This is a genomic window from Acidovorax sp. 93 (assembly GCF_003633835.1).
Taxonomy (GTDB): Bacteria; Pseudomonadota; Gammaproteobacteria; order Burkholderiales; family Burkholderiaceae_C; genus Acidovorax; species Acidovorax facilis.
The window spans coordinates 2,032,465-2,057,951 of the sequence record NZ_RBIT01000001.1 but is presented as its reverse complement, the minus strand read 5'-3'; the positions used below and the strand labels follow the sequence as shown (position 1 = coordinate 2,057,951).

The 25,487-nt window shown below is 65.1% G+C and carries 25 protein-coding genes; 12 read left to right on the top strand and 13 right to left on the bottom strand.

All coding sequences use genetic code 11. The features are described from left to right. Window positions 1-110: 110 nt before the first annotated feature. From C8C93_RS09320 to C8C93_RS09275, 10 genes are all read right to left on the bottom strand, one after another. Complete coding sequence (locus C8C93_RS09320; protein WP_121508719.1) at window positions 111-1,166, bottom strand: NAD(P)/FAD-dependent oxidoreductase; 1,056 nt, start codon at window positions 1,164-1,166, stop codon at window positions 111-113. Between the two features lie 124 nt (window positions 1,167-1,290). Further along, window positions 1,291-1,620 (bottom strand): ferredoxin FdxA, encoded by a 330-nt coding sequence (gene fdxA, locus C8C93_RS09315; protein ID WP_055393870.1) that lies wholly within the window; start codon window positions 1,618-1,620, stop codon window positions 1,291-1,293. Between the two features lie 114 nt (window positions 1,621-1,734). After that, window positions 1,735-3,099 (bottom strand): sulfate adenylyltransferase subunit 1, encoded by a 1,365-nt coding sequence (locus C8C93_RS09310; protein WP_121506683.1) that lies wholly within the window; start codon window positions 3,097-3,099, stop codon window positions 1,735-1,737. Next, window positions 3,099-4,052, bottom strand: coding sequence for a sulfate adenylyltransferase subunit CysD (gene cysD / locus C8C93_RS09305; RefSeq protein WP_121506682.1), 954 nt, complete (start codon window positions 4,050-4,052; stop codon window positions 3,099-3,101). Before cysD ends, C8C93_RS09310 begins: the two co-directional genes overlap by 1 nt. A gap of 14 nt (window positions 4,053-4,066) precedes the next feature. Next, the gene (locus C8C93_RS09300; RefSeq protein WP_121506681.1) at window positions 4,067-4,690 is read right to left on the bottom strand and encodes a phosphoadenosine phosphosulfate reductase family protein; all 624 of its coding nucleotides are present in this window, start codon (window positions 4,688-4,690) and stop codon (window positions 4,067-4,069) included. A 25-nt stretch (window positions 4,691-4,715) separates the two neighbouring features. Then, window positions 4,716-5,105: a DUF934 domain-containing protein gene (locus C8C93_RS09295; protein ID WP_121508718.1), complete on the bottom strand. Its 390-nt coding sequence runs from the start codon at window positions 5,103-5,105 to the stop codon at window positions 4,716-4,718. Window positions 5,106-5,303: 198 nt separating this feature from the next. Further along, window positions 5,304-7,088 carry a nitrite/sulfite reductase gene (locus C8C93_RS09290; RefSeq protein ID WP_121506680.1) on the bottom strand — a complete coding sequence of 595 codons (1,785 nt, stop codon included), beginning with the start codon at window positions 7,086-7,088 and terminating at the stop codon, window positions 5,304-5,306. 29 nt (window positions 7,089-7,117) lie between these two features. Continuing rightward, window positions 7,118-7,921, bottom strand: a complete 804-nt coding sequence (locus C8C93_RS09285) for a sulfite exporter TauE/SafE family protein (RefSeq protein ID WP_055393880.1) — start codon at window positions 7,919-7,921, stop codon at window positions 7,118-7,120. Between the two features lie 113 nt (window positions 7,922-8,034). Further along, a complete protein-coding gene (gene mnmC, locus C8C93_RS09280) occupies window positions 8,035-10,005 on the bottom strand; it encodes an FAD-dependent 5-carboxymethylaminomethyl-2-thiouridine(34) oxidoreductase MnmC (RefSeq protein ID WP_121506679.1) in 1,971 nt (656 codons plus the stop codon). Window positions 10,006-10,036: 31 nt separating this feature from the next. Next, window positions 10,037-10,309, bottom strand: a complete 273-nt coding sequence (locus tag C8C93_RS09275) for an oxidative damage protection protein (protein ID WP_015013765.1) — start codon at window positions 10,307-10,309, stop codon at window positions 10,037-10,039. 158 nt (window positions 10,310-10,467) lie between these two features. On the opposite strand from C8C93_RS09275, the gene C8C93_RS09270 reads away from it, so the two are divergent. The 8 genes from C8C93_RS09270 (at window position 10,468) to C8C93_RS09235 (ending at window position 17,872) form a co-directional block, all read left to right on the top strand. Further along, on the top strand, window positions 10,468-11,490 hold the full coding sequence (locus tag C8C93_RS09270) for a sulfate ABC transporter substrate-binding protein (protein WP_121506678.1): 1,023 nt from the start codon (window positions 10,468-10,470) through the stop codon (window positions 11,488-11,490). A 186-nt stretch (window positions 11,491-11,676) separates the two neighbouring features. Next, entirely contained in the window at window positions 11,677-12,267 is a 591-nt protein-coding gene (gene ssuE, locus C8C93_RS09265) for an NADPH-dependent FMN reductase (RefSeq protein WP_121506677.1), read from the top strand. A 174-nt stretch (window positions 12,268-12,441) separates the two neighbouring features. Then, complete coding sequence (locus C8C93_RS09260; RefSeq protein WP_121506676.1) at window positions 12,442-13,410, top strand: sulfonate ABC transporter substrate-binding protein; 969 nt, start codon at window positions 12,442-12,444, stop codon at window positions 13,408-13,410. Between the two features lie 24 nt (window positions 13,411-13,434). Next, window positions 13,435-14,460: an aliphatic sulfonate ABC transporter substrate-binding protein gene (locus tag C8C93_RS09255; protein WP_121506675.1), complete on the top strand. Its 1,026-nt coding sequence runs from the start codon at window positions 13,435-13,437 to the stop codon at window positions 14,458-14,460. Between the two features lie 43 nt (window positions 14,461-14,503). Further along, a complete protein-coding gene (gene ssuD, locus C8C93_RS09250) occupies window positions 14,504-15,682 on the top strand; it encodes an FMNH2-dependent alkanesulfonate monooxygenase (protein ID WP_121506674.1) in 1,179 nt (392 codons plus the stop codon). A gap of 24 nt (window positions 15,683-15,706) precedes the next feature. Further along, on the top strand, window positions 15,707-16,570 hold the full coding sequence (gene ssuC / locus C8C93_RS09245; protein ID WP_121506673.1) for an aliphatic sulfonate ABC transporter permease SsuC: 864 nt from the start codon (window positions 15,707-15,709) through the stop codon (window positions 16,568-16,570). A 187-nt stretch (window positions 16,571-16,757) separates the two neighbouring features. Then, on the top strand, window positions 16,758-17,567 hold the full coding sequence (locus C8C93_RS09240; RefSeq protein WP_121506672.1) for an ATP-binding cassette domain-containing protein: 810 nt from the start codon (window positions 16,758-16,760) through the stop codon (window positions 17,565-17,567). 89 nt (window positions 17,568-17,656) lie between these two features. Continuing rightward, complete coding sequence (locus C8C93_RS09235; protein WP_010461298.1) at window positions 17,657-17,872, top strand: molybdopterin-binding protein; 216 nt, start codon at window positions 17,657-17,659, stop codon at window positions 17,870-17,872. A gap of 231 nt (window positions 17,873-18,103) precedes the next feature. Here C8C93_RS09235 and C8C93_RS09230 read toward each other — a convergent pair whose 3' ends face one another. Both C8C93_RS09230 and C8C93_RS09225 read right to left on the bottom strand, forming a co-directional pair. Next, a complete protein-coding gene (locus C8C93_RS09230; protein ID WP_121506671.1) occupies window positions 18,104-19,318 on the bottom strand; it encodes an alpha-hydroxy acid oxidase in 1,215 nt (404 codons plus the stop codon). 92 nt (window positions 19,319-19,410) lie between these two features. Continuing rightward, on the bottom strand, window positions 19,411-20,217 hold the full coding sequence (locus C8C93_RS09225) for an IclR family transcriptional regulator (protein ID WP_121508717.1): 807 nt from the start codon (window positions 20,215-20,217) through the stop codon (window positions 19,411-19,413). A gap of 97 nt (window positions 20,218-20,314) precedes the next feature. On the opposite strand from C8C93_RS09225, the gene C8C93_RS09220 reads away from it, so the two are divergent. From C8C93_RS09220 to C8C93_RS09210, 3 genes are all read left to right on the top strand, one after another. Further along, window positions 20,315-21,289, top strand: a complete 975-nt coding sequence (locus C8C93_RS09220; RefSeq protein WP_121506670.1) for a tripartite tricarboxylate transporter substrate binding protein — start codon at window positions 20,315-20,317, stop codon at window positions 21,287-21,289. Window positions 21,290-21,837: 548 nt separating this feature from the next. Then, on the top strand, window positions 21,838-22,248 hold the full coding sequence (locus C8C93_RS09215; protein ID WP_121506669.1) for a GreA/GreB family elongation factor: 411 nt from the start codon (window positions 21,838-21,840) through the stop codon (window positions 22,246-22,248). 136 nt (window positions 22,249-22,384) lie between these two features. Then, window positions 22,385-23,377 (top strand): universal stress protein, encoded by a 993-nt coding sequence (locus C8C93_RS09210; protein WP_121506668.1) that lies wholly within the window; start codon window positions 22,385-22,387, stop codon window positions 23,375-23,377. On the opposite strand, the gene C8C93_RS09205 is transcribed toward C8C93_RS09210, so the two are convergent. Continuing rightward, window positions 23,346-24,680 carry a PLP-dependent aminotransferase family protein gene (locus tag C8C93_RS09205; RefSeq protein ID WP_121506667.1) on the bottom strand — a complete coding sequence of 445 codons (1,335 nt, stop codon included), beginning with the start codon at window positions 24,678-24,680 and terminating at the stop codon, window positions 23,346-23,348. The genes C8C93_RS09210 and C8C93_RS09205 overlap by 32 nt on opposite strands. A 132-nt stretch (window positions 24,681-24,812) precedes the next feature. Here C8C93_RS09205 and C8C93_RS09200 point away from each other — a divergent pair, with 132 nt between their 5' ends. Further along, window positions 24,813-25,424: a DJ-1/PfpI family protein gene (locus tag C8C93_RS09200; RefSeq protein ID WP_121506666.1), complete on the top strand. Its 612-nt coding sequence runs from the start codon at window positions 24,813-24,815 to the stop codon at window positions 25,422-25,424. Window positions 25,425-25,487 lie beyond the last annotated feature (63 nt).

Sequence of the window (25,487 nt, the reverse complement as noted above, 5' to 3'; positions counted from 1 at the left end):
GTGAATGGAGACGCCATCGTGCCGGGCGCTTGAGCGCCTTTTTGACATTTTGTGCTTATTTGTGGGCGCGTCGTTTGGGCACGAAACGACGGTGCCCCGACTCGCCTGGACTACGTGCTGGCGGAAGGCACAGACGCCGGAGCCACACCGAGCAGCTGGTGCAGCCTTGGGCTCGTGGTGGTGTACTGCAGCGCCACCTTGTCGCCCTTGAGCGCCTCGGCGGCGCCAAAAGCCGCCAGCGTGGCCTCGTGGAAACCGCACAGGATGAGCTTGCGTTTGCCGGGGTAGGTGTTGATGTCGCCCACGGCGTAGATTCCGGGCACGCTGGTGCGGAAGGCCTCGGTGTCCACCACCAGCTGTTTGCGGTCTATGGCCAGGCCCCAGTCGGCGATGGGGCCGAGGCGGGGCGAGATGCCGAGCACGGCCACCAGCAGGTCGATTGCCAGGGAGCGGGTGCTGCCATCGGCGTCCACGACCTGCAAGGCCGTCAGCCGATCACCTGTGGTGTCGATGCCGGTGATCTGCGCGGCCTCGACATGGATGCGGCCTGTGTCGCGCAGTTGCTGCAGACGCTGCAGCAGGGCGTCGGGCGCCTGGAACACGTCGCGGCGGTGCAGCAGGCTGACGCGGGCGGCCTGGCCTTGTTCGGCCAGTTCCACGGCGCGGGCCACAGCGGGCTCGTCGCCGCCGTGCACGACCACATGGCGCCCAGCCACACCCACGCTGGCGGGCAGGTTCTGGTAGTGGACCTGGGTGCCCACAAAGCGCTCGATGCCTTCCACCTTGAGCGTGCGCGGCACAAAGGCGCCCACGCCTGCGGCAATGAACACGCTGCGGGCCAGCAGTTGCGTTCCTTGCGAGGTTTCGACCAGCAGACGCCCATCGGCCTGCACGGTGAGTGCGGACACTAGCGTGTTCAGGTGCCACTGGGTCTTAAACGGCGCAATCTGCTGAAGCAGCAAAGCGGCCAGCTCACGCCCGGTGCAGACCGGGATGCCCGGGATGTCGTAGATGGGTTTGTCGCCGTACAGCTCGACGCACTGGCCGCCCGCATGGGGCAGGGCGTCGATCAGGTGGGCTGTGATGCCTTGCAGGCCCAGCTGGAAGACCTGGAACAGGCCCACGGGCCCCGCGCCGATGACGACAGCGTCGGTTTCTTGAATCATGCTCAAGCCACGCGCACAGCGCCCGAAACTGGCGCTGCCAAAGACCTGTTCCACCGTGGAACTGGCTTTGCCAGGCCACTGGTGGCGTCCCCCTTGGGGGATGGCGCGAAGCGACTCAGGGGGGTCACTTGACCAGTTCGTTGACCTTGCCCGGCTTGCCGTTCCATTCGTCGGCGTCGGGCAGCGCCGGCTTGCGCTTGGTGATGCTCTTCCAGCCGTCGGCAAAGGCCAGGTCGGCGTTGAGCTTGATGAAAGCAATCTGGTCGGCCGGCAGATCTTCTTCGGCAAAGATGGCGTTGGCCGGGCATTCGGGGATGCAGACGGCGCAGTCGATGCATTCATCGGGGTCGATGACAAGCATGTTCGGGCCTTCGCGGAAGCAGTCCACGGGGCACACGTCCACACAATCGGTGTACTTGCACTTGATGCAGTTTTCGGAGACGACGTGGGTCATGACAGGAGTTGTGTGGGTCGGTGAAAACCCTCAATTTTAGAAGCTTTCACCGACCTTTGGTTACAGGGTCCCTCACCCCGATGGGGTGACTGGGGTTACGGGCGCTGATCTAGATCAGTTCACCAGCACGGCACCGGCCGTTTTGTGGCTCGCGGTGTCCACCAGGATCAGCGATCCGAGCACCCGGGCTTTGCCAAAGGGGGCGGCCGGAATCGCCTCTTGCAGCAGCAGGTCGACATGGCCGATGGCATTGGGGTCGAGCTGGGTGGCGGCCTCTTCGGCCAGCGTGTTGATGTTGAGCTTGTGCACCACGGCCTTGACCTTGGCCTTGACCCAGCGGTGGCCGTGCAGCGCCCAGTACACGCGGCCTGCGACCAGGGGCTCGTCGTCCATCCAGGCCACCGTGGTGCGCAGCTCGCGGCTGGCGGGCCATGCAGGCACGCTGGCGGGCGTGTCGAAGTCGTCTTCGGCGGGGGTGGCGACGGCAGGCGCCGCCAGAATCCAGTCGCCCCGCGAGACATCCACCTCGCGGTCCAGGATGATGCCGGCACTGGTACCTGCGGGCACGTCCTTGGGGCGACGGGCATGGTCCAGCACTTGCGCCACGGTCGCCAGCTGGCCGCTGGGGAAGATCTGTACAGCGGTACCGGGCGCAAAGCTGCCCGCAGCCACGCGGCCCCAGAACACACGGCGGCCTTGCGAGGTGTCGGAGGACGACGAGAATTTCTCGACCCACTGCACCGGGAAGGCCGGCGCCAGCGCTGAGTCTGCGGGGGTGTTGGGCAGTGCTTCCAGCACTTGCAGCAGCGTGGGGCCGTCATAACCGCACCAGCCCGCATGGGCGTCCACCACGTTCCAGCCCTTGAGGGCCGACACCGGCACCATGGCGCGCACGGTGATACCTGCCGCTTGGGCAAAGGATTGCAACGCGCCCTGGATGTGCTGCCACGCCAGCGCGGGGTCTTCCACCGCGTCGAGCTTGTTGACGGCAAACACCAGCGAGTGCACGCGCAGCAGGTGGGCCAGCAGGCTGTGGCGGCGGGTTTGCGGCAGCAGGGCCAGGCCCGCGTTCTTCCAGTCGAGCTTGGTGGCATCGACCAGCACCACGGCGGCGTCGGCGCTGCTGGCGGCGGTGACCATGTTGCGGGTGTATTGCTCGTGGCCGGGTGCATCGCCAATGATGAACTTGCGCTCTTCGGTGGCGAAGTAGCGGTAGGCCACGTCGATGGTGATGCCCTGTTCGCGCTCGGCGCTCAGGCCGTCGGTCAGCAGGGCCAGGTCGGTCTCACCCTGGCGCTGCACCCCGGCCAAGTGGTCCTGCAGCACGGCTTTGCTGTCCACCAGCAGGCGGCCGATCAGCGTGCTCTTGCCGTCATCGACGGACCCGCAGGTGATGAACTTGAGCGCGGAAATATGGTCATTTTTGCCTGTAGCGCTTGTAGGGATTGCGCTGGAAGCTATCGAATTCATAGTTGTCATCAGAAATACCCGTCCTTCTTGCGCTTTTCCATCGAAGCATCGCTGGTCTTGTCGTCCATGCGGGTGGCACCGCGTTCGCTCACGTCGGCTGCCAGGGTCTCAATGACGATCTCGGCCGCGGTGGCGGCGGTGCTTTCCACCGGCGCGGTGCAGGTGATGTCGCCCACGGTGCGAAAGCGCACGTCGCGCGTCTCCACCACGTCGCCGTCGCGCGGCGGTGTCAGTTCGGTCACGGGCATCAGCAGACCCTTACGGTCCACCACCTGGCGCTTGTGGGTGTAGTAGATGCTGGGCAGAGCGATGTTTTCGCGGTCGATGTACTGCCACACGTCCAGCTCGGTCCAGTTGCTGATGGGGAACACGCGGAAGTGCTCGTTTGGCTGCAGGCGGGTGTTGAACAGTGTCCACAGCTCGGGGCGCTGTGCCTTGGGCTGCCATTGGCCAAAGCTGTCGCGGTGCGAAAAGATGCGCTCTTTGGCGCGGGCCTTTTCTTCGTCGCGGCGGGCGCCGCCGATCAGCGCGTCAAAGCGGAACTCTTCAATCGCTTCGAGCAGCGTGACCGACTGGTGCACGTTGCGCGACTCGCCCGGGTGGGCCAGGCGCACGGTGCCGCGCGCCATCGAGTCTTCCACGCTGCGCACGATGAGGTCGGCGCCCAGCTCCTTGGCGCGGAAGTCGCGGAAGTCCGTCACTTCAGGGAAGTTGTGGCCCGTGTCGATCATCAGCAGCGGGTAGGGGATGCGGCCCGCGCCAAAGGCTTTTTCGGCGCACTTGAGCATGACCAGCGAATCCTTGCCGCCCGAGAACAGCAGGGTGGGGCGCTCGAAGGCGGCGGCGACTTCGCGCAAGATGAAGATGGTTTCTTCTTCCAGCGCGTCCAGGTGGGAGTTGTTGAGGTGGTAGCTCATGTTGTTGGTTTTCTCAAGCAGCGCTGAGTCTGTGCGGGCGTTCATGGTCGGGCCTGGGGTCAGTGGGCCAGGTGCAGGCCACACTCGCGGTTGTCTTCGCCCTTGGTGGGGTCCACATAGTCGAAGTTGTTGGGCAGGCCGTGCTTCACGCAGTATTCGTGCAGCTCCTTGGACGACCAGTGCAGCAGCGGCGCGACCTTGATCAGGCCGTCGGGGTTGATGCTGACCGGGTCCATCTGTGCACGCACGGCGGTGTCGGTGGCGCGCAGTGCGGTAAACCACACCTTGGGGGCCGTTTCGCGCAGGGCGCGGGCAAAGGGCTCCAGCTTCACTTCTTCGGTAAAGGCTGCGTGGCGTGGGTCGTCCAGCGCGGGGGTGGCGCCTTCCACGGCTTCACGGTGCGCGCGTGAGCGGCGTGGCAGGTAGATCTGCAGCTTCAGGCCCAGTTGCTTTGTCACCTCGTCGGCAAAGCGGTAGGTGGCTTCGGTGTTGTAACCGTTGTCCATCCACACCACGGGCACGTCAGGGTTGACTTGCGTGACCATGTGCAGGATCACTGCCTCAAAGGGGCGGAAGTTGGTGGTGACGATGGCGGGCTGGCCCAGCCCCAGCGCCCAGGCCACCAGGTCTGGTGCGTTGCGGCCGAGGTCGGCGTTGATGCGTGCGAGATCGATTTGGCTCATGGTGCAGGGCTTGTGGGTTGGGTTCTCAGGCGGCGGCGCGGTGGGCAAACAGCGGCTGGGGATTGACGGCGTCGCCCTGGTAGAAGCCTGGGAACAGTTCAAACTGGCGCTGGGCATCGGCGGCATCCACCCCCTCGGCCAGCACCGCGCTGCTAAAGCCCGTGCGCTGCATTTGCACGAGTTGGTCGATCAGCACATCACCCGTGGCGCGGATTTCGCCAGCAAAGCCACGGCGGCGGCGCAGCAAAAAGGCCTGGCTGAACGCACGGCCATCGGTGAAGTTGGGGAAGTGCAGGTCCACGCGTTCCACGCCTTCCAGCGGCAGGGCTGTGGCGTCGGCATCGTTGGCCAACGCCACCACGCGGGCGTCGCCTTCCGCCGGGGGCTGGTGTTCGTGGGATGCAAGAAGTTTCAGGTTCATCATCGTTCGGATTTCGGTGGCAGGGCGGCTTCAGAGGCTGGGAGTTTTTTGCCAGTGCCCGAAAGGTGCGTCAAAACGCCGCTGATCGAGGCGCAAAGCACAGCCATAGCTCGGGCTATGGCGCGCATTTGCAACGACGAGCAGCGGTGTTTTGGCGTGCAAGGCGGGCATAGGAAAAAGACTCTCAGCCTCTTAGGCTGTGGCCAGGGTTTCGTCTTTGTGGCGGGCAAGCTTTGCGGCTTCCTTGAACGGGTCCAGGCCGGTGCGGCGCACGGTGTTCTGGAAGGTCTCGCCGCTTTCGCGCAGGTCGCGGTAGGTGCCGAGCACGGCCTCGATCACGTCGGGCACTTCGGCCGCCGAGAACGATGGGCCGATCACCTTGCCGGCCACGGCAGCGCCCGACAGGTCAGAGCCGTCGGAGCCGCCCAGCGTGACCTGGTACCACTCCTTGCCGTCTTTATCGACGCCCAGGATGCCGATATGGCCGCTGTGGTGGTGGCCGCAGCTGTTGATGCAGCCGCTGATGTGCAGGTCGATCTCGCCGATGTCGTCCAGCTCGTCCAGGTCCTGGTAGCGCTGGGTGATGGCCTCGGCAATGGGCAGCGAGCGGGCGTTGGCCAGCGCGCAAAAGTCGCCGCCGGGGCAGGCGATCATGTCGGTCAGCAGCTGCACGTTGGCGCTGGCCAGGCCCAGGGCCTTGGCTTCTTGCCAAAGGTCAAACAGGCGGCTGGCGTGCACCCAGGGCAGCAGCACGTTCTGGTCGTGCGTCACGCGGGCTTCTCCGGCGGAGTATTTGTCCACCAGGTCAGCCAGGGCGATCAGTTGTTCGCTGGTGGCATCACCTGGCGACTGGCCGGGGCGCTTGAACGACAGTGTCACGGCGCGCAGTTGCGGGTTTTGGTGCGGGTGCACATTGCGCTGCAGCCAGCGGCCGAACATCACGTGCTCTGCCGCCAGGGCGTCCAGCGATGCCTGCAGTGCTGCGGGGGGCACATCGGCAATGTTGGCCAGCTTCGGCGTCACAAAGCAGGCGGCCACGCGGTCAAACTCAGCCTGCGGAATGGTGTGGGGGCCACCGTCGATCTCGACGATCTGGCGGTACTCTTCTTCCACATCGTCGATGTACTGCTGGCCTTCGGCCTTGACCAAAATCTTGATGCGGGCCTTGTACTTGTTGTCGCGGCGGCCGTGCTCGTTGTACACGCGCACGATGGCCTCGATGTAATTCATGATCTGGTTCCAGGGCAGGAACTCGCGGATCACGGTGCCAATCACCGGCGTGCGCCCCATGCCACCGCCTACAAACACCTTGAAGCCGATCTCGCCAGCGTCGTTCTTGAGCAGGTGCAGGCCCACGTCGTGCCAGCCCGTGGCGGCGCGGTCGTCCTTGGCACCGCTGATGGCGATCTTGAACTTGCGTGGCAAAAAAGCGAACTCGGGGTGCAGCGTGGTCCACTGGCGGATGATTTCCGCATAGGGGCGCGGGTCCACGACCTCGTCCACGGCAATGCCGGCCAAGGCATCGGTGGTGGTGTTGCGGATGCAGTTGCCGCTGGTCTGGATGCCGTGCATGTCCACAGTGGCCAGCAGGTCCATCACATCCGCACTTTTGGACAGCGGAATCCAGTTGAACTGCACATTGGTGCGGGTGGTGAAGTGGGCGCAGTTCTTGGGCAGGAAGGTGGTGCCCAGCTTGCCCTGGCCTTCCATGGCGGCCTTGAAGACGGCCGCTTCGGGTTCGTCGTATTCGCGGGCGATCTGGGCCAGCACGCGCAACTGGCGGCTGGCGATTTCACCGTAAGGCACAGCCACGCGCAGCATGGGGGCGTAGCGCTGCACATACCAGCCGTTTTGCAGGCGCAGTGGGCGGAAGTTGTCTTCGGGCAGCTTGCCGGTCTGCCAGCGCGTGAGCTGGTCACGGAATTGCCGTGCCCGCTGTTGCACAAATTGTCGGTCGAATTCTGTGTATTGGTACATCGTGGTCAGTGCAGTTCAGTGCGTGCAACTCAAATCAAGATCAGTTTGAAGCCCGCCCAGGCGAGCAACAGCGAGAGGATGGAGCGAATCAGGCGCTCAGGCGTGCGGGTCACCAGGCGCGAACCCAGCCAGATGCCCGGCAGTGAGCCAGCCAGCAATTGTGCAAGCAAAGGCCAGTCCACCGAGCCCAGCGAGGCGTGTCCGAGGCCCGCCACCAGAGTCAGGGGCACGGCGTACGCAATGTCGGCGCCAATGATGCGCGGCAGGGGCAGCATGGGGTAGACCAGCAGCAGCACCGTGACGCCAATGGCGCCCGCGCCCACCGAGGTAAAGGTGACCAGCGTACCGATGACGGCACCCATCAGCACGGGCAGGCTCCAGTGGCGAGGGCGTGTGGGGTCGCCCGTGTGGCTCTTGCGGGCTGCGGCTTCGGCCGCCTGGCGCTGGGCAGAAAACGCCACCACCTTATAGAGCGTGGCCGCTGCCGTCAGCAGCAGGGCAAAACCCAGGGTGGTGGTCATCACACGCTGCGCGGTGCTGCTGGCCGGGCCCATCACCTTGAGCGCCCACAGCGCCAGCAACGCGGCCGGAATGCTGCCTGCGCAAAGCTGGCCCACCACTTTCCAGGGCACCAGGCGCTGGCGGGCCAGGCTGACGGTGCCGCCCATCTTGGTGAAGGCGGCAAAGAGCAGGTCGGTGCCCACGGCCATGTGGGGCTTGATGCCAAAGAAGAAAATCAGGATCGGCGTCATCAGCGAGCCACCGCCCACGCCGGTCAGGCCCACAATCAGCCCGACCGCAAAGCCCGCAAAAACAAACGCCAATTCATGCATGGGTGCGAATGTAGGGGAGAGGCTTATGGAAACAAACTATTGTTTCGCTCTGCTGATATGTCAATTTGCTTATAAGCAAGTGTGGGCGCGGCTTTTTAACGCGTTTTCAGCATTTACAGACGCTCCGTTCCCAGCGCCCTGGCCAGCTTGGCGTCCAGCGGCAGGGGTTCACCTTGCAGGCGGGCTGCCAGCAGCTCGCCACAGAGCAGCGCCAGCGTCAGCCCCCGCGCGCCCATGGCGGTGTTGACCCACAGGCCCGGAAGGTCCGTGGCGTCCACAGGGCCGACGATGGGCAGGCGATCCGGCGCGGTGCAGCGCACGGCGGCCCAGGTTTTCAGAGCAGGCGGCGCTGCCGGCCCCCCTTTGGGTTCTGACGCTGCGGTGGGGGGAGCGAGCGACCCTTGGTGGAACGCGGGCGCCAATTGCGGTGCAATTGCGGGCAGCAGTGCCTGCAACTTGCCCCAGTTGGTGGCATGGGCCGCCTGAACGTCGGCGACGCTGGGCGGCAGGGCCTGCACATCCCGCTCAAACGTGGAGCCCATTACCCAACCCCAGCCCTGGCGGCCACCCGCATCGCCGCCGAGCGGAAAGCGGGGCACCAGGTTGCCGTTGCCGTTGGCCGGAAACGGCAGCAGCAGCGCCGCAGGGTCTGTATGGTCCCCCCACGACACCTGCCCCCGAACCGGCTGCAAAGGCCAGCGGTGGTTGAGCAGCTCCAGACTGCCAGCGCCCGCCGCAATGACCACCGTGGGTGCCTCAGCCAGCACCTGGCCCTGGGCATCCAGCGCCTGCCAGACCGTGGTGGCCGGGTGGTCATCGGCGGCGCGGGGCTCTGCGCGTCGTAGCTGTGCCACCTGGCACCTCCCTTGCCAGCGTATGCCGGGCTGCGCCAGCAAGGCCGTGGCCAGGCGGGCAGGGCGCACCCAGCCTGCCTGGTGGTGCCAGCAGGCCGTGGCATCGGGCGGTAGCTGAGCGGCAGCCAGGGCGGCGGGGGACGCAGGCTCGCTCCAGGCGGCGCCTGGCCCTTGGTCCCAATCGGGCGACAGGCCGGGCGTGCCGTCGGTGCGATGCTCCAGCACCCCGCAATGGGCCCAGCCCATGCCCTCGCTCAGCAGCCAGCGGGCCTGCTCCAGCGTGGTGCGGATACCGCTGCGCGACAGGCGCGAGAGCACACTGTCATCCGGCGACACATGGGGCGCAAACACCCCGGCGGGCAGGGCCGATGCGCCTGCGGCGGGCTCGGGTGCCTGGTCCAGCACCGTGACCAGCCAGCCGCGCCGGGCCAGGCTGGCGGCGGCGGCGGCGCCTGCAATGCCCCCGCCGATCACGATGCAGGGGCCGGGTGGGGATGGGTCGGGTGTCGCCCCCGCTTGGCGCGTGGTGCGAGGCTCCCAGCGCGGGTTGTAGGTGGCGTGCAGGTTGTCGCGCTTGGGCGGCACGCCGGGCACGCGGTTCACTTCAAAGCCACATTGCGCCAAGCCATCGCGCACAGCGCGTGCGATGGTCCAGGTGGCGAGCTGTGTACCGCGACGGCAACAGCGCGCCACGGCCTTCAGAGTGTGCAGGTCCCAGCTTTCGGGGTTGCGCTGGGGGCTGAAGCCGTCGAGGTAGATGGAGTCCACCGTCAGGTTCTGCTGGCGCAGCATGGCCTGGGTGTCGCCCACATACAGGGTGAGCAGCACCCGGCCCTCGTCAAAACGCAGGCGGTGCACGCCCGGCAGCAGGCCCCACCACTGGCGGTGCAATGCCTCAGCCAGCGGCGCCAGTTCGGGGTGGACCGAGGTGGCGCGCAGCAGGTCGCCTGCACTCACGGGCCAGGCTTCGGTTGATACGAAATGCAGCAGCGTGGGACGCTGCAGGTCGGCCCGCCACGCGGCCCAGGTCACCAGGAAATTCAGGCCAAAGCCAAACCCTGTCTCCAGAATGCGCCACTGCGATTGCCCCGCCCATGCCTCGGGCAGGCCGCAGCCGTGCAGAAACACGCGGCGGGCCTGATCCAGGCCGCCGTTTTCACTGTGGTAGCGGTCGCCGAAGCGGGGGCTGTAGGGGGTGCCGTCCGGCAGCCAGTCAACGGGCTCGGACATGACAGGCTGAACTGTGCGTATGCAGGCAGCTTTATGCGCTGGGGGGGACGTAGCCCGCTGCGGCGTCTGCACCGCTGCCGAAGAAATGGTTCTCCATCTGGCGGGCCAGGTACTGGCGCGCGCGCGCATCGGCCAGGTTCAGGCGGTTTTCATTGACCAGCATGGTCTGGTGCTTGAGCCAGCCGGCCCAGGCTTCCTTGCTCACGCTTTCCCAGATGCGCTTGCCCAGTTCGCCGGGGTAGGGCGGAAAGTCGAGGCCTTCGGCTTCCTTGCCGAGCTTGATGCATTGAACGGTGCGTGCCATGGGAATTCCTTGCAGTGGGGGTGAGCGAAAAAGGCTTCGCTCAGATGATTTAGATATTAAGAACTGAAATCTCAGTAGTTCCAGTTTTGAAGAGGGCCTTCCAGAATGCGTTCCATCGGTGATTTGCACCGCAACACATTCACAAAAGAGGCCCTTCCATGAACTTTCGCCGCGACTTTATCAAGTTTCCCTTCGCCGCCGCCCTGGTGGGCAGTTTGGCCCTGACGGCATTGCCGTCGTTTGCACAGTCTGTGACGTTGCTCAATGTGTCGTACGACCCGACGCGCGAGCTGTACGTGGAGTTCAACCAGGCGTTTGCCAAGCACTGGAAGGCCAAGACCGGCCAGGACGTGACCATCAAGCAAAGCCATGGCGGCTCGGGCAAGCAGGCACGCTCCATCATCGACGGGCTGGACGCCGACGTGGCCACGCTGGCCCTGGCGGGCGACACCGATGCGCTGCACACCAATGGCGGCTGGATTCCGAAAGACTGGCAAAAGCGCCTGCCGCACAACAGCTCGCCCTACACCAGCACCATCGTGCTGGTGGTGCGCCAGGGCAACCCCAAGGGCATCAAGGACTGGGACGACCTTGTGCGCGCCGACGTGAAGGTGATCACGCCCAACCCCAAGACCTCGGGCGGCGCGCGCTGGAACTACCTGGCCGCGTGGGAGTTTGCCAAGCGCAAGTACGGTGGCGACGCCAAGGCCAAGGACTTCGTGGCCAAGCTGTATGGCAACGTGCCTGTGCTGGACACCGGCGCGCGCGGCTCCACCATCACCTTTGCGCAGCGCAATCAGGGTGACGTGCTGATTGCCTGGGAGAACGAGGCCTACCTGCTCGAAAAGGAGTTCGGCACCAAGTTCGACGTGATCGCGCCGTCGATCTCCATCCTGGCCGAACCCGCCGTGTCGGTGGTGGACAAGAACGTGGACAAGAAGGGCACCCGTGCCGTGGCCGAGGCCTATCTGCAGTACCTCTACACCGAAGAAGGCCAGGACATTGCGGGCAAGCACTTCTACCGCCCCGCCGTGTCTGACAAAGCCAAGGCCAAGTACGCCAAGCAGTTCCCCAAGCTGAACCTGTTCACCATCAACGACGCGTTCGGTGGCTGGGACAAGGCGGCCAAGGACCACTTTGCGGACAACGCGAGCTTTGACCAGATCTACACGCGCAAGTAAGTAAGCCAGCAAGCCCGCCCGCCTCTGTGCGCGGGTGGGCAGTGCCCCGATCTCCACGCAAGAAACCCAGCCCGGGCGGGCCGGGTAGGGCGCTGCACGTCCCTTTTATAAGAAAAAACAGCCTTCTGCGCGCGTCCATCAAGCGCTGATAGCTATCAAAACAGTAGTAATCAAGGAATCCACACTATGTCCGCCTTGCTCATCGCTGGCAGCCCTTCGGAGCGTTCCCGCTCCGCCGCCTTGCTCGACGCCGTGGCCCAGCGCCTTTCGGTGCGCGGTGCGCTGGTGGACCGCATCCACATCCGCGACCTCTCGCCCCAGGCGCTGCTGCTGGCCGACTTTGGCCACCCCACGGTGGTGCATGCCATCGACCAGGTGGCCGATGCCAGCGTGCTGGTGGTGGCCACCCCGGTCTACAAGGCGGCCTACAGCGGCGTGCTCAAGGTGTTTCTGGACCTGCTGCCGCAAACGGCCCTCAAGGGCAAGGTCGTGCTGCCCCTGGCCACGGGCGGCAGCCCGCACCACATGCTGGCGCTCGACTACGCGCTGCGGCCCGTGCTGCAGTCGCTGGGCGCCAAAAGCATCCTCCCGGGCATTTACGCCACCGATGCCCAGGTCACGCTGACGCCCGAGGGCAGCTACCACCTGCAGCCCGACATCGCCACGCGGCTGGACGACGCGGTAAATGTGCTCGTGACCGAAACCCTGCGCCCATCGCCCGCCCAGGCCACGCGGTTTGCGCCGGTTCCGTTCTCGCAGGTGCGATGTAGCGTCTGACAACGGCCTGGCGCTGCGGCCCTGCCGTGGTGCCAGCGCCTGCCTTCCTCCCCCTTCGTCCCTCTTTTTTGATTTTGTTGCTGCGCCGGGTGCGCGGGCAGGGCGGTGTGCCGCCTGCTGCCAACCCAGTCCGGTCGCCCATCCCACAACTGTTTTGAATCTGGAATCCGCACCATGAACGAACTGAACCGCTTCTCCCTGCAACGCCGCCAACTGCTGGCTGCGGTTGCTGCCACTACGGCAACGGTCGCAACGCCCCAGGCCTGGTCGCAAAGCGCTGGCCGCGTGCTGCGCGTGGGCCACCAAAAGGGCTGGCTCTCCATCCTGAAGGGCCGTGGCACGCTCGAAAAGCGCTTGGCCCCGCTGGGCGTGAAGGTGACCTGGACCGAGTTCAACGCGGGCCCCGTGCAGCTTGAAGCCCTCAATGTCGGCTCCATCGACTTCGGCGACGTGGGCGAAGCCCCGCCCATCTTTGCCCAGGCCGCTGGCGCGCCGCTGGTCTATGCCGGTGCCACCGTGCCGCGCCCTGCGCTGGAGGCCGTGATCGTTCCCGGCGGTTCGCCGATCCGCAGCGTGGCCGACCTCAAAGGCAAGCGCGTGGCCTACAACAAGGGCTCCAACGTGCAGTATTTCCTGGTCAAGCTGCTGGAGAAAAACGGCCTGAAGTACGGTGACGTGCAATCTGTCTTTTTGGCCCCCGCTGACGCGCGCGCCGCGTTCCAGAAGGGCGCTGTCGACGCCTGGATCATTTGGGACCCGTTCCTGGCTGCCGCGCAAAAGACGCTGGACGCGCGCCTGCTGGCCGACGCCACCGGCGTGGTCAACAACCGCGGCTACTACTTCACCTCGCGCGACTTCGCCACCAAAAACGCCGATGTGCTGCGCGTTGCCATCGAAGAGATCAACGCCATCGACACCTGGGCCTCCAAAGACAAGGAGGCCGCTGCCGCCGAGCTGTCGGCTGTGCTGGGGCTCGACAAATCCATAACCGACCTGTACCTGAGCCGCGCGCGCTACGGCACTGCGCCCGTCACCCGCGAGATCCTGGCCGAGCAGCAGGTCATTGCCGACACCTTCTTCGACCTCAAGCTCATCCCCAAAAAGCTCAACCTTCTGCACGCTGCGCCGGTTGACCTGCTGTAACCCGCGCTGCAAGGACACGTCGCCATGACACACCTCACCCCCGCCCTGAACGCAGAGCGCCGCCGCGCGCTGCAGCTGCTGGGCGTCACCGCGTTCAGCTGGGCGCTGGCCAGCCGCTACGCCCAGGCACAACCCAGCGCCGTGCAAGGCCCCGAGCTGCTGCGCATCGGCTACCAAAAGTCTGCCGTCAACCTCGTCATCCTCAAGCAGCAGGGCGTGCTGGAAAAGCGTTTCCCGGGCACGCGAATCAGCTGGCTGGAGTTTCCGGCCGGGCCGCAGTTGCTGGAGGCGCTGTCGGTGGGCAGCCTGGAGTTTGGCCTGACCGGCGACTCGCCCCCCGTGTTTGCCCAGGCCGCTGGCAAAGACTTGCTGTACGTGGGTGCCGAGCCGCCCAAGCCCGACAGCTCCGCGCTGCTGGTACTCAGGGATTCGCTCCTGCGCACCCTGGCCGACCTCAAGGGCCGCCGCATTGCCGTGCAAAAGGGCAGCAGCGCCCACTACCTGCTGGTGCGCGCAGTCGAAAAGGCAGGGCTGCAGTGGGCCGACATCCAGCCCGTGTACCTGGCTCCGGCCGACGCGCGCGCCGCGTTCGAGCGCAAAAGCGTGGACGCCTGGGCCATCTGGGACCCGTTCTACGCTGCCACCGAGCTGGCCATCCAGCCCCGCGTGCTGGCCACGGGGCGCGACCTGGCCAGCAGCAACAACTCCTTCTACCTGGCGGCCCGCCCCTTCGTGCAGGCCCATCCCCAGGTACTGCGCGTGCTGTTTGAAGAACTAAGCCGCGCCGACCGCTTGGCGCAAGAGGCGCGCAAGGACGCGATCAAGCTCATTGCCGACTTCAGCGGCCTGGACGCTGGCGTGGTGAGCCTGTTCATCCAGCGCCGTCCGTCGTCACCCGTGGGCCTGCTCAGCACCGCCACCGTGGCTGACCAGCAGCGTGTGGCCGATGCGTTTTTCAAGCTCGGCCTGATTCCCAAGCCTGTGAACGTGGCCGACATCGTGTGGCGACCTGCGGTTGCGCAACTGGCCGCTGCCACCTCCAAGCCCTGAGTCACATCCACCGCATCCAACCCATATCTACCCCGAGGCATTCATGAAAATTTTCTGGTTCATCCCCACCCACGGCGACAGCCGCTACCTGGGCACCGCCAAAGGCGCACGCCAGCTCAACCACGACTACCTCAAGCAGGTCGCGGTGGCGGCCGACAGCCTGGGCTACGAGGGTGTGCTCATCCCCACCGGCCGCTCGTGCGAAGACCCGTGGGTGGTGGCGGCCAGCCTGCTGCCCGTCACGCGCAACCTCAAGTTTCTGGTGGCCGTGCGCCCTGGCCTGCACCAGCCCGCGCTGGCTGCGCGCATGGCGGCCACGTTCGATCGCCTGTCCGGCGGGCGCCTGCTCATCAACCTGGTCACAGGCGGCGACCAGGCCGAGCTGGAGGGCGACGGCGTGTTCCTGGACCACGCCACGCGCTACGAACAGTCGGCCGAGTTCATCCGCATCTGGCGCGAGATTCTGGCGCGCAGCCACCGGGGCGAGAGCCTGGACTTTGAAGGCCAGCACCTCTCGGTGAAAGGGGCCAAGCTGCTCTTTCCGCCGCTGCAGCAGCCCCACCCGCCCGTGTACTTTGGCGGCTCGTCGCCCGCCGCACACGACCTGGCGGCCGAGCAGGTGGAAACCTATCTGACATGGGGCGAGCCACCGGCTGAAGTCGCCAAAAAAGTGGCAGACGTGCGCGCGCGCGCCGCCAAACATGGCCGCACCGTCAACTTCGGCATCCGCCTGCACGTCATCGTGCGCGAGACCGATGAGCAGGCCTGGGCCGCAGCCGAGGAACTCATCAGCCATGTGGATGACGACACCGTGGTGCGCGCCCAGGCCGTGTTTGCGCGCATGGACTCCGAAGGCCAGCGCCGCATGGCCGCCTTGCACGCTGGTGGTGCCAAGCGCAGCCGCAAGGACCTGGAAATCAGCCCCAACCTGTGGGCGGGCGTGGGCTTGGTGCGTGGCGGTGCAGGAACGGCCCTGGTGGGCGACCCCCAGACGGTGGCTGCTCGCATTGAGGAATACGCAGCGCTGGGGCTGGACACCTTTGTGCTGTCGGGCTATCCGCACCTGGACGAGGCCTACCGCTTTGCCGAGCTGGTGTTCCCGCTGCTGCCCCTGCCGCTGCGTAACCAGCTGGCCAGCGGCAATCCCTTGTTTGGCAACCCGCTGGGCCCGTTTGGCGAAACCGTGGCCAATGACTTTGTGCCGCGCGCGTCGCAAAGCTGACTTGTCCCCGAACCGGAACTCTCCATGACACACACCGCAAGAGAACTGCAGGTATCCCCGGTGGCCGACGCCGTGGACCTGCCCATCGAAGGGCCGTTTTTGCCCGCACCCGTGGCCCGCTTTCTCGCCAGCGTCGCACAGCGCCTGTTGCCCTGGGCCGTGCCCATCGGCCTCATCGCGCTGTGGCAAATCGCATCGTCGCAAGGCTGGTTGTCTACCCGTGTGCTGCCCGCACCGCTGGAGGTCGTCAAGGCCGCGTGGACGCTGGCCGCTTCGGGCGAGCTGTGGACCCACGTCCAGGTCAGCGCGGGCCGCGCGCTGGCCGGGCTGGCCGTTGGCGGCGGCCTGGGTCTGGCGCTGGGCCTGCTCACCGGCTCGGTCAAGCTGTTCGAAACGCTGCTCGACTCCACCATCCAGATGGTGCGCAACATCCCTGCGTTGGCGCTCATCCCGCTGGTGATCCTGTGGTTCGGCATCGACGAATCGGCCAAGCTGTTCCTCATCAGCGTGTCGGTGTTCTTCCCCATCTACCTCAACACCTTTCACGGCATCCGCAATGTGGATCCGGGGCTGATCGAGATGGGCCGCACCTATGGCCTTGGCCGCTGGCAGCTCTACCGGCAGATCATCCTGCCCGGGGCGCTCTCCAGCATCCTGGTGGGGCTGCGGTTCTCGCTGGGGTTGATGTGGGTGATCCTGATCGTGGCCGAAACCATCTCGGCGCAGGCGGGCATCGGCTACCTCACGATGAACGCGCGGGAGTTTCTACAGACCGACATCGTGCTCGTGGGCATCCTGCTGTATGCGCTGCTGGGCAAGTTGGCGGATGTGTTTGCCAAGGGGCTGGAGCGCTATTGGCTGAGGTGGCATCCCGGATACCAGGCGTGACACCCCCTGAGGCGCTGCGCGCCTTCCCCCCGCTCTCGCTTCGCGGGCAGGGGGACGACGCACTCGCTGCGGGGCGGCCCTTGCTCTGCGTCCCTCGCATGGGGCCACGCCCTCAGCAAGGTCCTGTGTCAGATTACTCACATTTTTATAGCTGAAAGCACTTGATATATAAGCGCGGGAGGCCATTTTGACCACTAATACATCTCCACAACCCCGAGGCGTGCGCCTGGAAGTGCGCGGCGTGGACAAACGCTACGGCACGCGCGACGTGCTCAAGAAGACCGAGCTGGTCATCGAACCCGGCCAGTTCGTCGCCATTGTGGGCCGCAGCGGCTGCGGCAAGAGCACGCTGCTGCGCCTGGTGGCGGGGCTTGAACCTGTCTCCGGCGGCGCGATCCGCCTCGATGGCCAGGACGTTGCAGGCCTGAGCGGCGACACCCGCATCATGTTTCAGGACTCGCGCCTCTTGCCCTGGAAACGCGTGCAGGACAACGTGGCCCTGGGCCTGCCGCCCGCGCAGCGTGGCGCAGCGACCGATGTGCTGGCCCGCGTGGGCCTGGGCGACCGGCTGGGCGAATGGCCCGCGCGCCTGTCCGGCGGTCAGCGCCAACGCGTGGCCCTGGCCCGTGCCCTGGTGCACGACCCGCGTCTGCTGCTGCTCGATGAACCATTGGGCGCGCTGGATGCGCTCACCCGCATAGAGATGCACCGCCTCATAGAAGGCCTGTGGCGCAGCAGCGGCTTCACCGCGCTGCTGGTCACCCACGACGTGCAAGAGGCCGTGGCCCTGGCCGACCGCGTGATCCTGATCGAGGACGGCCAGATCGCGCTGGACCAGCGCATCGAACTGCCGCGTCCGCGTTCACATGGCGACGCCGCGTTTGCCGCCATCGAGAAACGCATCCTCGACCGGGTGCTGCAAACACCCGAGGGGGAGCCTGCGCACGAGGTTTCCTGGCCCGGCGTGCCTGCGCATGGCTTGCGCTGGGCGGTCTGATTTCTCTCTCTCTCTCTCTCTCTCTCTTTTCGTTTGCTTGTTTTTCTTTCACTGACCTCTTTTTCAACGGACTATTCAAGGAGAACCCCATGTCCATTCAAGCCATCAACGTCCGCAACCAGTTCAAGGGCAAGGTCCGCGAAATCATCCGCGGCGACGTCGTCTCCGAGGTCGATGTCGAGACGCCATGGGGCGTCGTCACCTCGGTCATCACCACCCGCTCGGTGGACGACCTGGGCCTCGTCGTCGGCTCCGACGTGGTGGCGCTGGTCAAGTCCACAGAGGTATCGATTGCCAAGCTGTAAAGCACTCGTGTTGCGGAAAATTTGAATGAAGTAGGGCGCCGGCGCTGGGCGGGCAAGCGCTGGCAGCTTTGCATGAAAACGGGGGATGTCTTGGGGTAGTGCGCCCAGAGGCCGGTTTGTAGGGCTGTTTGGGCCGGCGGTCTGCAAATGGGAAAAAAGCGCGAGGTGCTGAAAGAGAGCGCGCGCAGTTTGTCTTCAGTTGGATTGCTATTGAATCCAAGCACGGTGGTGCTACACGGCAATCAACTGGTCGTCGCCCAATTCCTTCAGGTCCTTGACACCCAACAAAGCCATGTTCCTGTGTATCTCGTCGCGCAGCAGACCGATTGCATGGGCGACGCCTGCCTGGCCTCCCACGGCAGCGGCGTAGGCCATAGGACGTCCCACGAAAACGTGGTCCGCTCCCAATGCAAGCGCCTTGATGACGTCGGTACCCCGTCGAATACCACTGTCCAGCATCAGTGCCATGGACCCTTTGGCCTTTGCGGCCTCCGCAAGCACCAGAAGGGGCGGCACTGTTCCATCGAGCTGGCGGCCACCATGGTTGGACAGGATCACGCCATCGGCACCCACTTGCTCCGCGCGTTTAACGTCGTTTGCGGATATCAAACCCTTGATCACCAGCTTCCCTTGCCAGAGCTCGCGAATGAGCGCAAGGTGATCCCAGTTCAGGTGGTCGCGCAAGCCAAACTGCCGCACTACATTGCTGGAAATGATGGGGACGCCTCTGCCTGGGCCTGCGTTCTCGAAGTGCGGAATTCCATTCTTCACAAGAGTGCGGCCAAGCGTCCCGATCAACCAGCGTGGCCGCACCAGGCCATCCCAAGCCAGCCGCAGGCTGGGGCGCAAAGGCGTTGAAAAGCCGACACGGACATTGTTTTCGCGGTTCGCCAGCGTGGCTGTGTCCACGGTGATGACCAAGGTCTTGAACCCAGCGTTTGCGACGCGCTCGAGCAGACCTTCGATGTGCGCAGTCTCGCCAGGTATGTAGGCCTGGAACCAGGCGCAGGTGGGTGCTGCCTGCGCCACACGCTCCATACGCGTCAACGATGCGCCGCTGAGCACATAGGGGATACCTGCTGCTTCGGCCGCTCTCGCCATGGCAACGTCACCATCAAAGGAAAACAAGGCACACAGCCCCATTGGAGCGATGCCAAAGGGTGCTTTATAGGTTTGGCCCATGAGATGGCGAGATTGACTACGCAGAGAGACGTCTACCAAAACGTTCGTGCGAAACATCCATTTGCGATACGCCCCTGAATTGGCTTGCAGCGTCACGTTGTCTTCAACCCCACCTTGGAGATACCCGAAGATAGGGCGAGGCAGGACGCGGCGGGCAGCGGGCTCCAGGTCACCCAGAGAGAGAACGGTGCGCAATATGGGCGGCAGGTGTCGACGCGCATTTGGCGCGGGACCGAGCTGCTGTCGCGGTGGATATTTTGTCATGCGGATTCCTTCGGCGGCATGCGGTGCTGCAGGCCCGGGCGCATTGGAATCCAGTCGAAACGTATCGGCAATGCGTTACGCTGTGCGTAACATCACGGATGCCAGGTTGCCCTCAAGGCGGTTGCTGGAACTCCCCCCAACGCCAAACCAAGTTGTCGAGCGGCAGCCACCGTGATGGGTGCGAGTTTGCGCAGGGCCACAGGTGTCAGCCGCTCCACAGGGCCGGAAGTACTGACTGCTCCGAGCACCATGCCCTGGCCACCGCGCACCGCTGCGGCAACAGCAGCGGCGCCAGTGGAACGTTCGGCGCGGGCCCAGTGAAACCCTCTGCGCCGGATGCGTTCGTAGAGATCACCGGGCTCTCCCAGCGCCGCCAGAATCGCTCGCCCTGGGGCACCAAGCTCCAGAGGCAGCAATTCTCCTGAGCGCGGATGATCTGGCCTCGCATTCGGACCGTCACAACGCATCAGGCAACTGCGCAGATTGCCCTCATGCACATAGAACGAAGCGCTCTCTCCGGTCTCTGCTGCAAGCCGAACCAGGATGGGCTCGATGACCGAGCCGACGTCGAATTGGGCCTGGTAGCGTGATCCGATCCAGCCCGCGGCGGGGCCCAACCGCCAAGCGCCGTCTTCGCGCTGTACCAGGAAGCGTGAAAGCGCCAGTGTGCGAGCCAGCCTCAGCGCGGTCGGCTTGTGCATGCCAGTGCGTCGCGCCAACTCGGTCAGCGAGAGGAAGACTTCATCGCCGCCGTCGAACGCTTTCAGCAGTGACATGGCACGGACCACCGCATGAACATGTTCGCGCCCCGGTTCCTGGCTAATGTCCGCAGGACTCTTGGAACTAGGGCGGGCAGAGGAGGAGGCTGGGGGCGTTGAGGAGCGGGAACTTTTAGCCATAAACCGATGATAGTTGTTACGCATGGCGTAACGCGTTGTTGCCGCTTGGAAGTCGCATGATCATTCTGGCCCCGACAACCTATAAGGAGACAAGCCCATGGATATTCCTACGCACTTCAGCCGGCGTCGCGTTCTCGGCGCTGCCGCGTTTCTGCCGTTCGCTGCAAAGGCTCAGGACAACTACCCCAGCAAGCCTATCCGGATGATCATCCCGTTTGCCGCTGGTGGTGCAACCGATGTGCTGGGGCGCGATCTTGGTCAGGCAATGGCCCCCGCTCTCGGACAATCTTTCGTCGTCGAGAACATGGGTGGTGGAGCTGGCGTGCCGGCGCTCAACAACGTGTCGCGTGCAGCGCCCGATGGGTATACGGTCCTCTTCTGCGCCTCTGGGAACATCACCGCGCAACCACTGCTCTCCAAGAACCGCATCGATATCCTCAGCCAGGTTACGCCGGTCGGCATGATTGCCTCAGCGGCTCACGTGTTGGTGGTCAGTGACAAGGCGCCTTTCAAGTCCTTGCCGGAGTTGATCGCCTACGCGAAGGCCCATCCTGGCGAGGTCAACTTCGGATCTGCCGGCGTTGGAGGCCTGGCCCATTTGGGAACTGAACTGCTGGCTCGCAGCGCTGGCATCAAAGTCACCCACATTCCGTACAAAGGTGCCTCCGCTGCAAACAACGACTTGGTCGCCGGCCAGATTCATGCCATCTTCGGCACCATGCCGTCGTTTATGGCGATGATCGAGAAGGGGGCTTTGCACGCCGTTGGAATTACTGCAGCGAGCAACTCGCGGCCGCTGAAGGGGTTGCCGCTTATCTCGAAGACCGTGCCCGGGTTTTCTTACAGTTCGTGGAACGCAATCTTTGCACCAGCGCGTACCCCTGCTGGCGCCATCGACAAGCTCTACATCGCAATGCGGACGGCCGCGCAAAACCCTGGTTTGAAACACCGATTCGATGAGCAGGGGGTTGATGTCGCCCTCGCAGGACCTGACGAGTTGCAAAAAATGGTGCTCAAGGAGCGTGCAGTTTGGGAGAAGGTCATTCGGGACGCTCGCATCGAGGCGAACTGAGAACCTGGAGCTGCTATGGCACCCGTTCTCCGGGCTGAATGTGAGCCCAGTCGTACATAGGCAGTTCACCTGAGCCTGACGAAGAGGTTTTATTTTTACGGAGCGCGCCGTGGCTCCGACGGGCTCAGCGCGAACGGGGAAGGGGCGACCTGATGCATATTGTTTTCAAGGCTTAATCGCCATCTAGCGCTTGATGGGTAATGGATTATAGCTATCAAAAAATGAGCCTGGTACCACCCGTTATCTGGCAAGGACCCTGGGGCCATTGTGCCCAAAACAGCCCATGCGGCCTACACTCAACCCCATGACGACTCTCCTTCTTTGCACTTTTGCCGCCTTGGCTGCGCTGCTCCACGCAGCGGCTGTCGCGCGAGCGGCAGCAAAGAAGAATGTGCGTCGTCAGCTGACGCCAGCACATTCATAAGCCCGGCGGCACCCTCTCCCCCCATCCTCTTTCAGCGCAACCATCCACCGCCGGGCACCAGCCTCGCGCGGTAGCGGCCGTCTTGTTCACACGGGGCGACAGCCGCATTTGATGGAGTGCTTTCATGCATGAAGCTGTTGTTGTCGTTCACGGCGAGCGCACGCTCACCGACCTGGACTATTCGCGCCTGAGCAAGCTGGTGGGCCACCAGCTCCCCGCTGTTCTTGACGATCTGCTTGCCAACGCAGACATCACCAACTCGCGCGCCGTGTCGGCCAACGTGGTCACCATGTATTCCCGCGTGGAACTGGTGGACGTGCACACCCACCGGCGCCAGGTGCTCACCATTTGCTACCCGCAAGACGCAGAACCGGCTGCGGGTTTCATTTCGGTGCTGTCGCCCGTGGGCATCAGCCTGCTGGGCCTGAAGGTGGGGGATGTTGCCAAGTGGCACACGCCGCATGGCGAAGAGTGCGCGGCCGTTGTCGAAGGCATTCAGTTCCAGCCTGAGGCCACGGGCGACTACGTCACGTAGTCGTCTGCCCCGCAGCAACCCGTCTGCGGCCCACCAGGGGCCGCGCTCACCAGCATCACCGCCGCCAGCCCGGCGCCATCTCGCATTGGCGCTTCGGGATAGGTGCGCGCTGTGCAAAACAGAAGGACGTTCAACCATGACCCCTCGCTCCATCCTCGCCATCACTGATTTCTCTCTGCAGGGAGGCCATGCCATCGCGCGCGCTGCGCTGCTGTGCGCTGAGCACCTTGCAACTCTGAGGCTCGTCTATCTGGCCCCACCCGCTGAGGCACCCCCGCCGGACGCGGGCGTGCGCCTGTCGCACCACGCGCTGCAACTCAGGCAGCGCCACGGCATCCACGTTCACGCGGCAACGCGCATCGACTTCACCGCTGCGGATGTGGCGCGCGAGGCGGCGGGCGCCGACCTGGTGGTGTGGGGCACGGCGCCATTGCGTGGCCTGCGCGCCTGGTTCAGCGCGCATCCCGCCATCCAGATGCTGCGTGCCTGCCAGCGCCCTGTGATCGTGGTGCGCAATCCTGCCGACCAGCCTTACCAAACTTTGATGGTGGCGGTGGACTTCTCGCGGGTGTCGCACCGTCTGGTCGAGCTGGCCTTTGCGTTGCATCCCGCCGCGCGGGTTGAGCTGTTTCATGCGATCAGCACCGCCAACGAGGGCAAGCTGCGGTATGCCGAAGTGTCTGAACGCGCCATTCAGATCTACCGGGAGGAATGCCGCCGCCATGCGCAAGACCGGATGTTCACACTGACCGATTCGTACGACGCACGGCGCAACCGGCTCTCGTCTTCCATCGGCCGGGGCGATCCAGCCCGGCAGGTAGTGGTGCAACAGCAGAACACGGCAGCGGACCTCATCGTGGTGGGCAAGCACCCGGCGTCCAGGCTCTCTGACCTGCTGTTCGAGAGCGTGGCGCAACGCGTCGTGCGCGATGCGCTCGCGGATGTGCTGGTGGTGCCGAACGACTTTCAACCGGCGTCACGTGGCTCGGCGGTAAAGCGCCTGGCCACCGATCTGCCGGTGCGACGCGTCAAGGCGGGTTCGCCGCGTTTGCCGAGTTATCCCAACCCGGCCGCGCTACCGGACTCTTTGCGCCTGTTCACGAACAGTCCTGCACCACCACATCCTTGACCACGGCCAGCGCCCGGGCCAGGTCATCAAGCGCCACCGACCCTAGCGCGATGCGCAGCGCGTGGGGCACATGGGTGGTGGTGGCAAACCCCTCGGCGGTCGACACCGACACCCCGCGTTCTGCCAGGGTGGCGGCGATGCGGTCGGCCCGCTGGTCGTCGCCCAGCGGCAGCCAGATGAAGTAGGAGTTCGGGTGCCGTACCAATTTCAACCCCGCCAGCGCTCGGGTGGCAATGGCCTGGCGCTGCGCGGTGTCTGCGCGTTTGTCGGCCTCCAGCCGGGCCACGGTGCCGTCTTCGATCCAGCCGCAGGCGATGGCAGTGACGACCCCGGCGGTGTTCCAGGCGGTGGCACGCACGGCGCGCTCGATGGGGCCGATCAGTTCGCGCGATGTGGCCACAAAGCCAAACCGCAAGCCCGTGGCCACGTTCTTGGACAGGCTGGAGAGGTACACCGTGCGCTCGGGTGCCAGCGCCGCGATGGGGGGCGGCGCCTCGGGCGCAAGGTAGGCATAGGGTGCGTCTTCGATCACCAGCAGGTCGTGTGCACGCGCAATGCCCACCAGGCGCGTGCGGGCGCGGGCGCCCATCACGCAGCCCAGCGGGTTGTGCAGGGTGGGCATGGTGTAGATGGCACGCACGGGCCGGGTGTTGCACAGGTGCTGCAGGGCGTCCAGGTCGGTGCCAGCGGGGTCCACGGGTACCGGGGCCAGGTCCAGCCGCAGGCGTTCGGCCAGCACGCGAAAGCCGGGGTAGGTGAGGGCGTCCACCGCCACCACGTCGCCGGGGTTGAGCAGTCCCATGGCCGCCACGGCCATGCCGTGCTGCGCGCCGTTGACGATGAGCACCTGCTCGCCCGTCACTTGCAGCTGGCGCGTCTTCAGGTGCCCGGCCACGATGGCGCGTTCATGCGGCCGGCCGCCGTAGGGGTGGTAGTGCAGCAGCGATTCCAGGTCGCCGGAGGCGGCCAGCTTGCGCAGGGCATCCCGCAGCAGGTCTGCCTGGCCCGGCACGCTGGGGTTGTTGAACGAGAGGTCTGTGGCGCTGGGCGCGGGCGTGGTGAGGTCGGCGTCGGCACCGCGCGGGGAGGCGGGGTCACGCACAAAGGTGCCGCGCCCGGTTTCCCCCACCACCAGGCCGATGTCCTCCAGCTCGGCATACACGCGGCTGGCCGTGGCCAGCGCCAGGCCATGCCGCTGGGCCAGCGCGCGGTGGGTGGGCAGGCGTGTGCCGGGCCGCAGCTCCCCCGCGCGGATGTCCGACGCCAGTGCGTCCACCACCTGTTTGTACCGAACCTGGCCCATGGCGTTGTGCCCCTGTGTTGAAACGTATCTATGACAATGTGTTGATTGTACTGAATGCCGTCGATAGGATGCGCTTCGCCATTTCATGCTTCATTCACTCGCCTTTCCTCTACTGAACAGGACTCCACCGCCATGCGCATCGCCATCCTGACCTTCGACGGTTTCAATGAACTCGATTCCCTGATTGCCCTGGGCCTGCTCAACCGGGTGAAGAAACCGGGGTGGGAGGTGTCGCTGTGCTGCCCTACAGACCAGGTGCGTTCCATGAACGGCGTGACGGTGCAGGCCCAGTCGCTGCTGCCCTATGCGCGGTCGGCCGATGCCGTGCTGGTGGGCAGCGGCATGAAGACCCGCGAGGTGGTGCAGGACGCCGCCCTGATGGCGGAGCTCGACTTCAATCCGGCTCGCCAGTTGCTGGGCGCCCAGTGTTCGGGGGCTTTGATCCTGGCCAAGTTGGGACTGCTTGACGGCGTGCCGGCCTGCACCGACCTGACCACGAAACCCTGGGTGCAAGAGGCTGGTGTCACCGTGCTAAACCAGCCTTTCTTTGCCAAGGGAAACGTGGCCACGGCGGGCGGGTGCCTGTCGGCGCAGTACCTGGCCGCCTGGTTGATCGCGAGGCTGGCAGGGCCCGAGGCCGCCCGCGAGGTCATCCACTACTTTGCCCCGGTGGGCGAGAAGGAGGAATATGTGGCCCGCGCCCTGGGACATATCGAAAACCAGGGTGCCACAACGAGCTGCTGACCCGCGCGCGCACCTGCAAAAGGCATAACTCAGGCCTGCAGCGTGCTGCAAGCCCCTCGGTGG

What these genes read in the sequence shown, in the direction of transcription:
- C8C93_RS09320 (WP_121508719.1), bottom strand. Translation starts at nt 1,166, where the DNA reads ATGATTCAAGAAACCGACGCTGTCGTCATCGGCGCGGGGCCCGTGGGC.
- fdxA (WP_055393870.1), bottom strand. Translation starts at nt 1,620, where the DNA reads ATGACCCACGTCGTCTCCGAAAACTGCATCAAGTGCAAGTACACCGAT.
- C8C93_RS09310 (WP_121506683.1), bottom strand. Translation starts at nt 3,099, where the DNA reads ATGACAACTATGAATTCGATAGCTTCCAGCGCAATCCCTACAAGCGCT.
- cysD (WP_121506682.1), bottom strand. Translation starts at nt 4,052, where the DNA reads ATGAACGCCCGCACAGACTCAGCGCTGCTTGAGAAAACCAACAACATG.
- C8C93_RS09300 (WP_121506681.1), bottom strand. Translation starts at nt 4,690, where the DNA reads ATGAGCCAAATCGATCTCGCACGCATCAACGCCGACCTCGGCCGCAAC.
- C8C93_RS09290 (WP_121506680.1), bottom strand. Translation starts at nt 7,088, where the DNA reads ATGTACCAATACACAGAATTCGACCGACAATTTGTGCAACAGCGGGCA.
- C8C93_RS09285 (WP_055393880.1), bottom strand. Translation starts at nt 7,921, where the DNA reads ATGCATGAATTGGCGTTTGTTTTTGCGGGCTTTGCGGTCGGGCTGATT.
- mnmC (WP_121506679.1), bottom strand. Translation starts at nt 10,005, where the DNA reads ATGTCCGAGCCCGTTGACTGGCTGCCGGACGGCACCCCCTACAGCCCC.
- C8C93_RS09275 (WP_015013765.1), bottom strand. Translation starts at nt 10,309, where the DNA reads ATGGCACGCACCGTTCAATGCATCAAGCTCGGCAAGGAAGCCGAAGGC.
- C8C93_RS09270 (WP_121506678.1), top strand. Translation starts at nt 10,468, where the DNA reads ATGAACTTTCGCCGCGACTTTATCAAGTTTCCCTTCGCCGCCGCCCTG.
- ssuE (WP_121506677.1), top strand. Translation starts at nt 11,677, where the DNA reads ATGTCCGCCTTGCTCATCGCTGGCAGCCCTTCGGAGCGTTCCCGCTCC.
- C8C93_RS09260 (WP_121506676.1), top strand. Translation starts at nt 12,442, where the DNA reads ATGAACGAACTGAACCGCTTCTCCCTGCAACGCCGCCAACTGCTGGCT.
- C8C93_RS09255 (WP_121506675.1), top strand. Translation starts at nt 13,435, where the DNA reads ATGACACACCTCACCCCCGCCCTGAACGCAGAGCGCCGCCGCGCGCTG.
- ssuD (WP_121506674.1), top strand. Translation starts at nt 14,504, where the DNA reads ATGAAAATTTTCTGGTTCATCCCCACCCACGGCGACAGCCGCTACCTG.
- ssuC (WP_121506673.1), top strand. Translation starts at nt 15,707, where the DNA reads ATGACACACACCGCAAGAGAACTGCAGGTATCCCCGGTGGCCGACGCC.
- C8C93_RS09235 (WP_010461298.1), top strand. Translation starts at nt 17,657, where the DNA reads ATGTCCATTCAAGCCATCAACGTCCGCAACCAGTTCAAGGGCAAGGTC.
- C8C93_RS09230 (WP_121506671.1), bottom strand. Translation starts at nt 19,318, where the DNA reads ATGACAAAATATCCACCGCGACAGCAGCTCGGTCCCGCGCCAAATGCG.
- C8C93_RS09225 (WP_121508717.1), bottom strand. Translation starts at nt 20,217, where the DNA reads ATGGCTAAAAGTTCCCGCTCCTCAACGCCCCCAGCCTCCTCCTCTGCC.
- C8C93_RS09220 (WP_121506670.1), top strand. Translation starts at nt 20,315, where the DNA reads ATGGATATTCCTACGCACTTCAGCCGGCGTCGCGTTCTCGGCGCTGCC.
- C8C93_RS09215 (WP_121506669.1), top strand. Translation starts at nt 21,838, where the DNA reads ATGCATGAAGCTGTTGTTGTCGTTCACGGCGAGCGCACGCTCACCGAC.
- C8C93_RS09210 (WP_121506668.1), top strand. Translation starts at nt 22,385, where the DNA reads ATGACCCCTCGCTCCATCCTCGCCATCACTGATTTCTCTCTGCAGGGA.
- C8C93_RS09205 (WP_121506667.1), bottom strand. Translation starts at nt 24,680, where the DNA reads ATGGGCCAGGTTCGGTACAAACAGGTGGTGGACGCACTGGCGTCGGAC.
- C8C93_RS09200 (WP_121506666.1), top strand. Translation starts at nt 24,813, where the DNA reads ATGCGCATCGCCATCCTGACCTTCGACGGTTTCAATGAACTCGATTCC.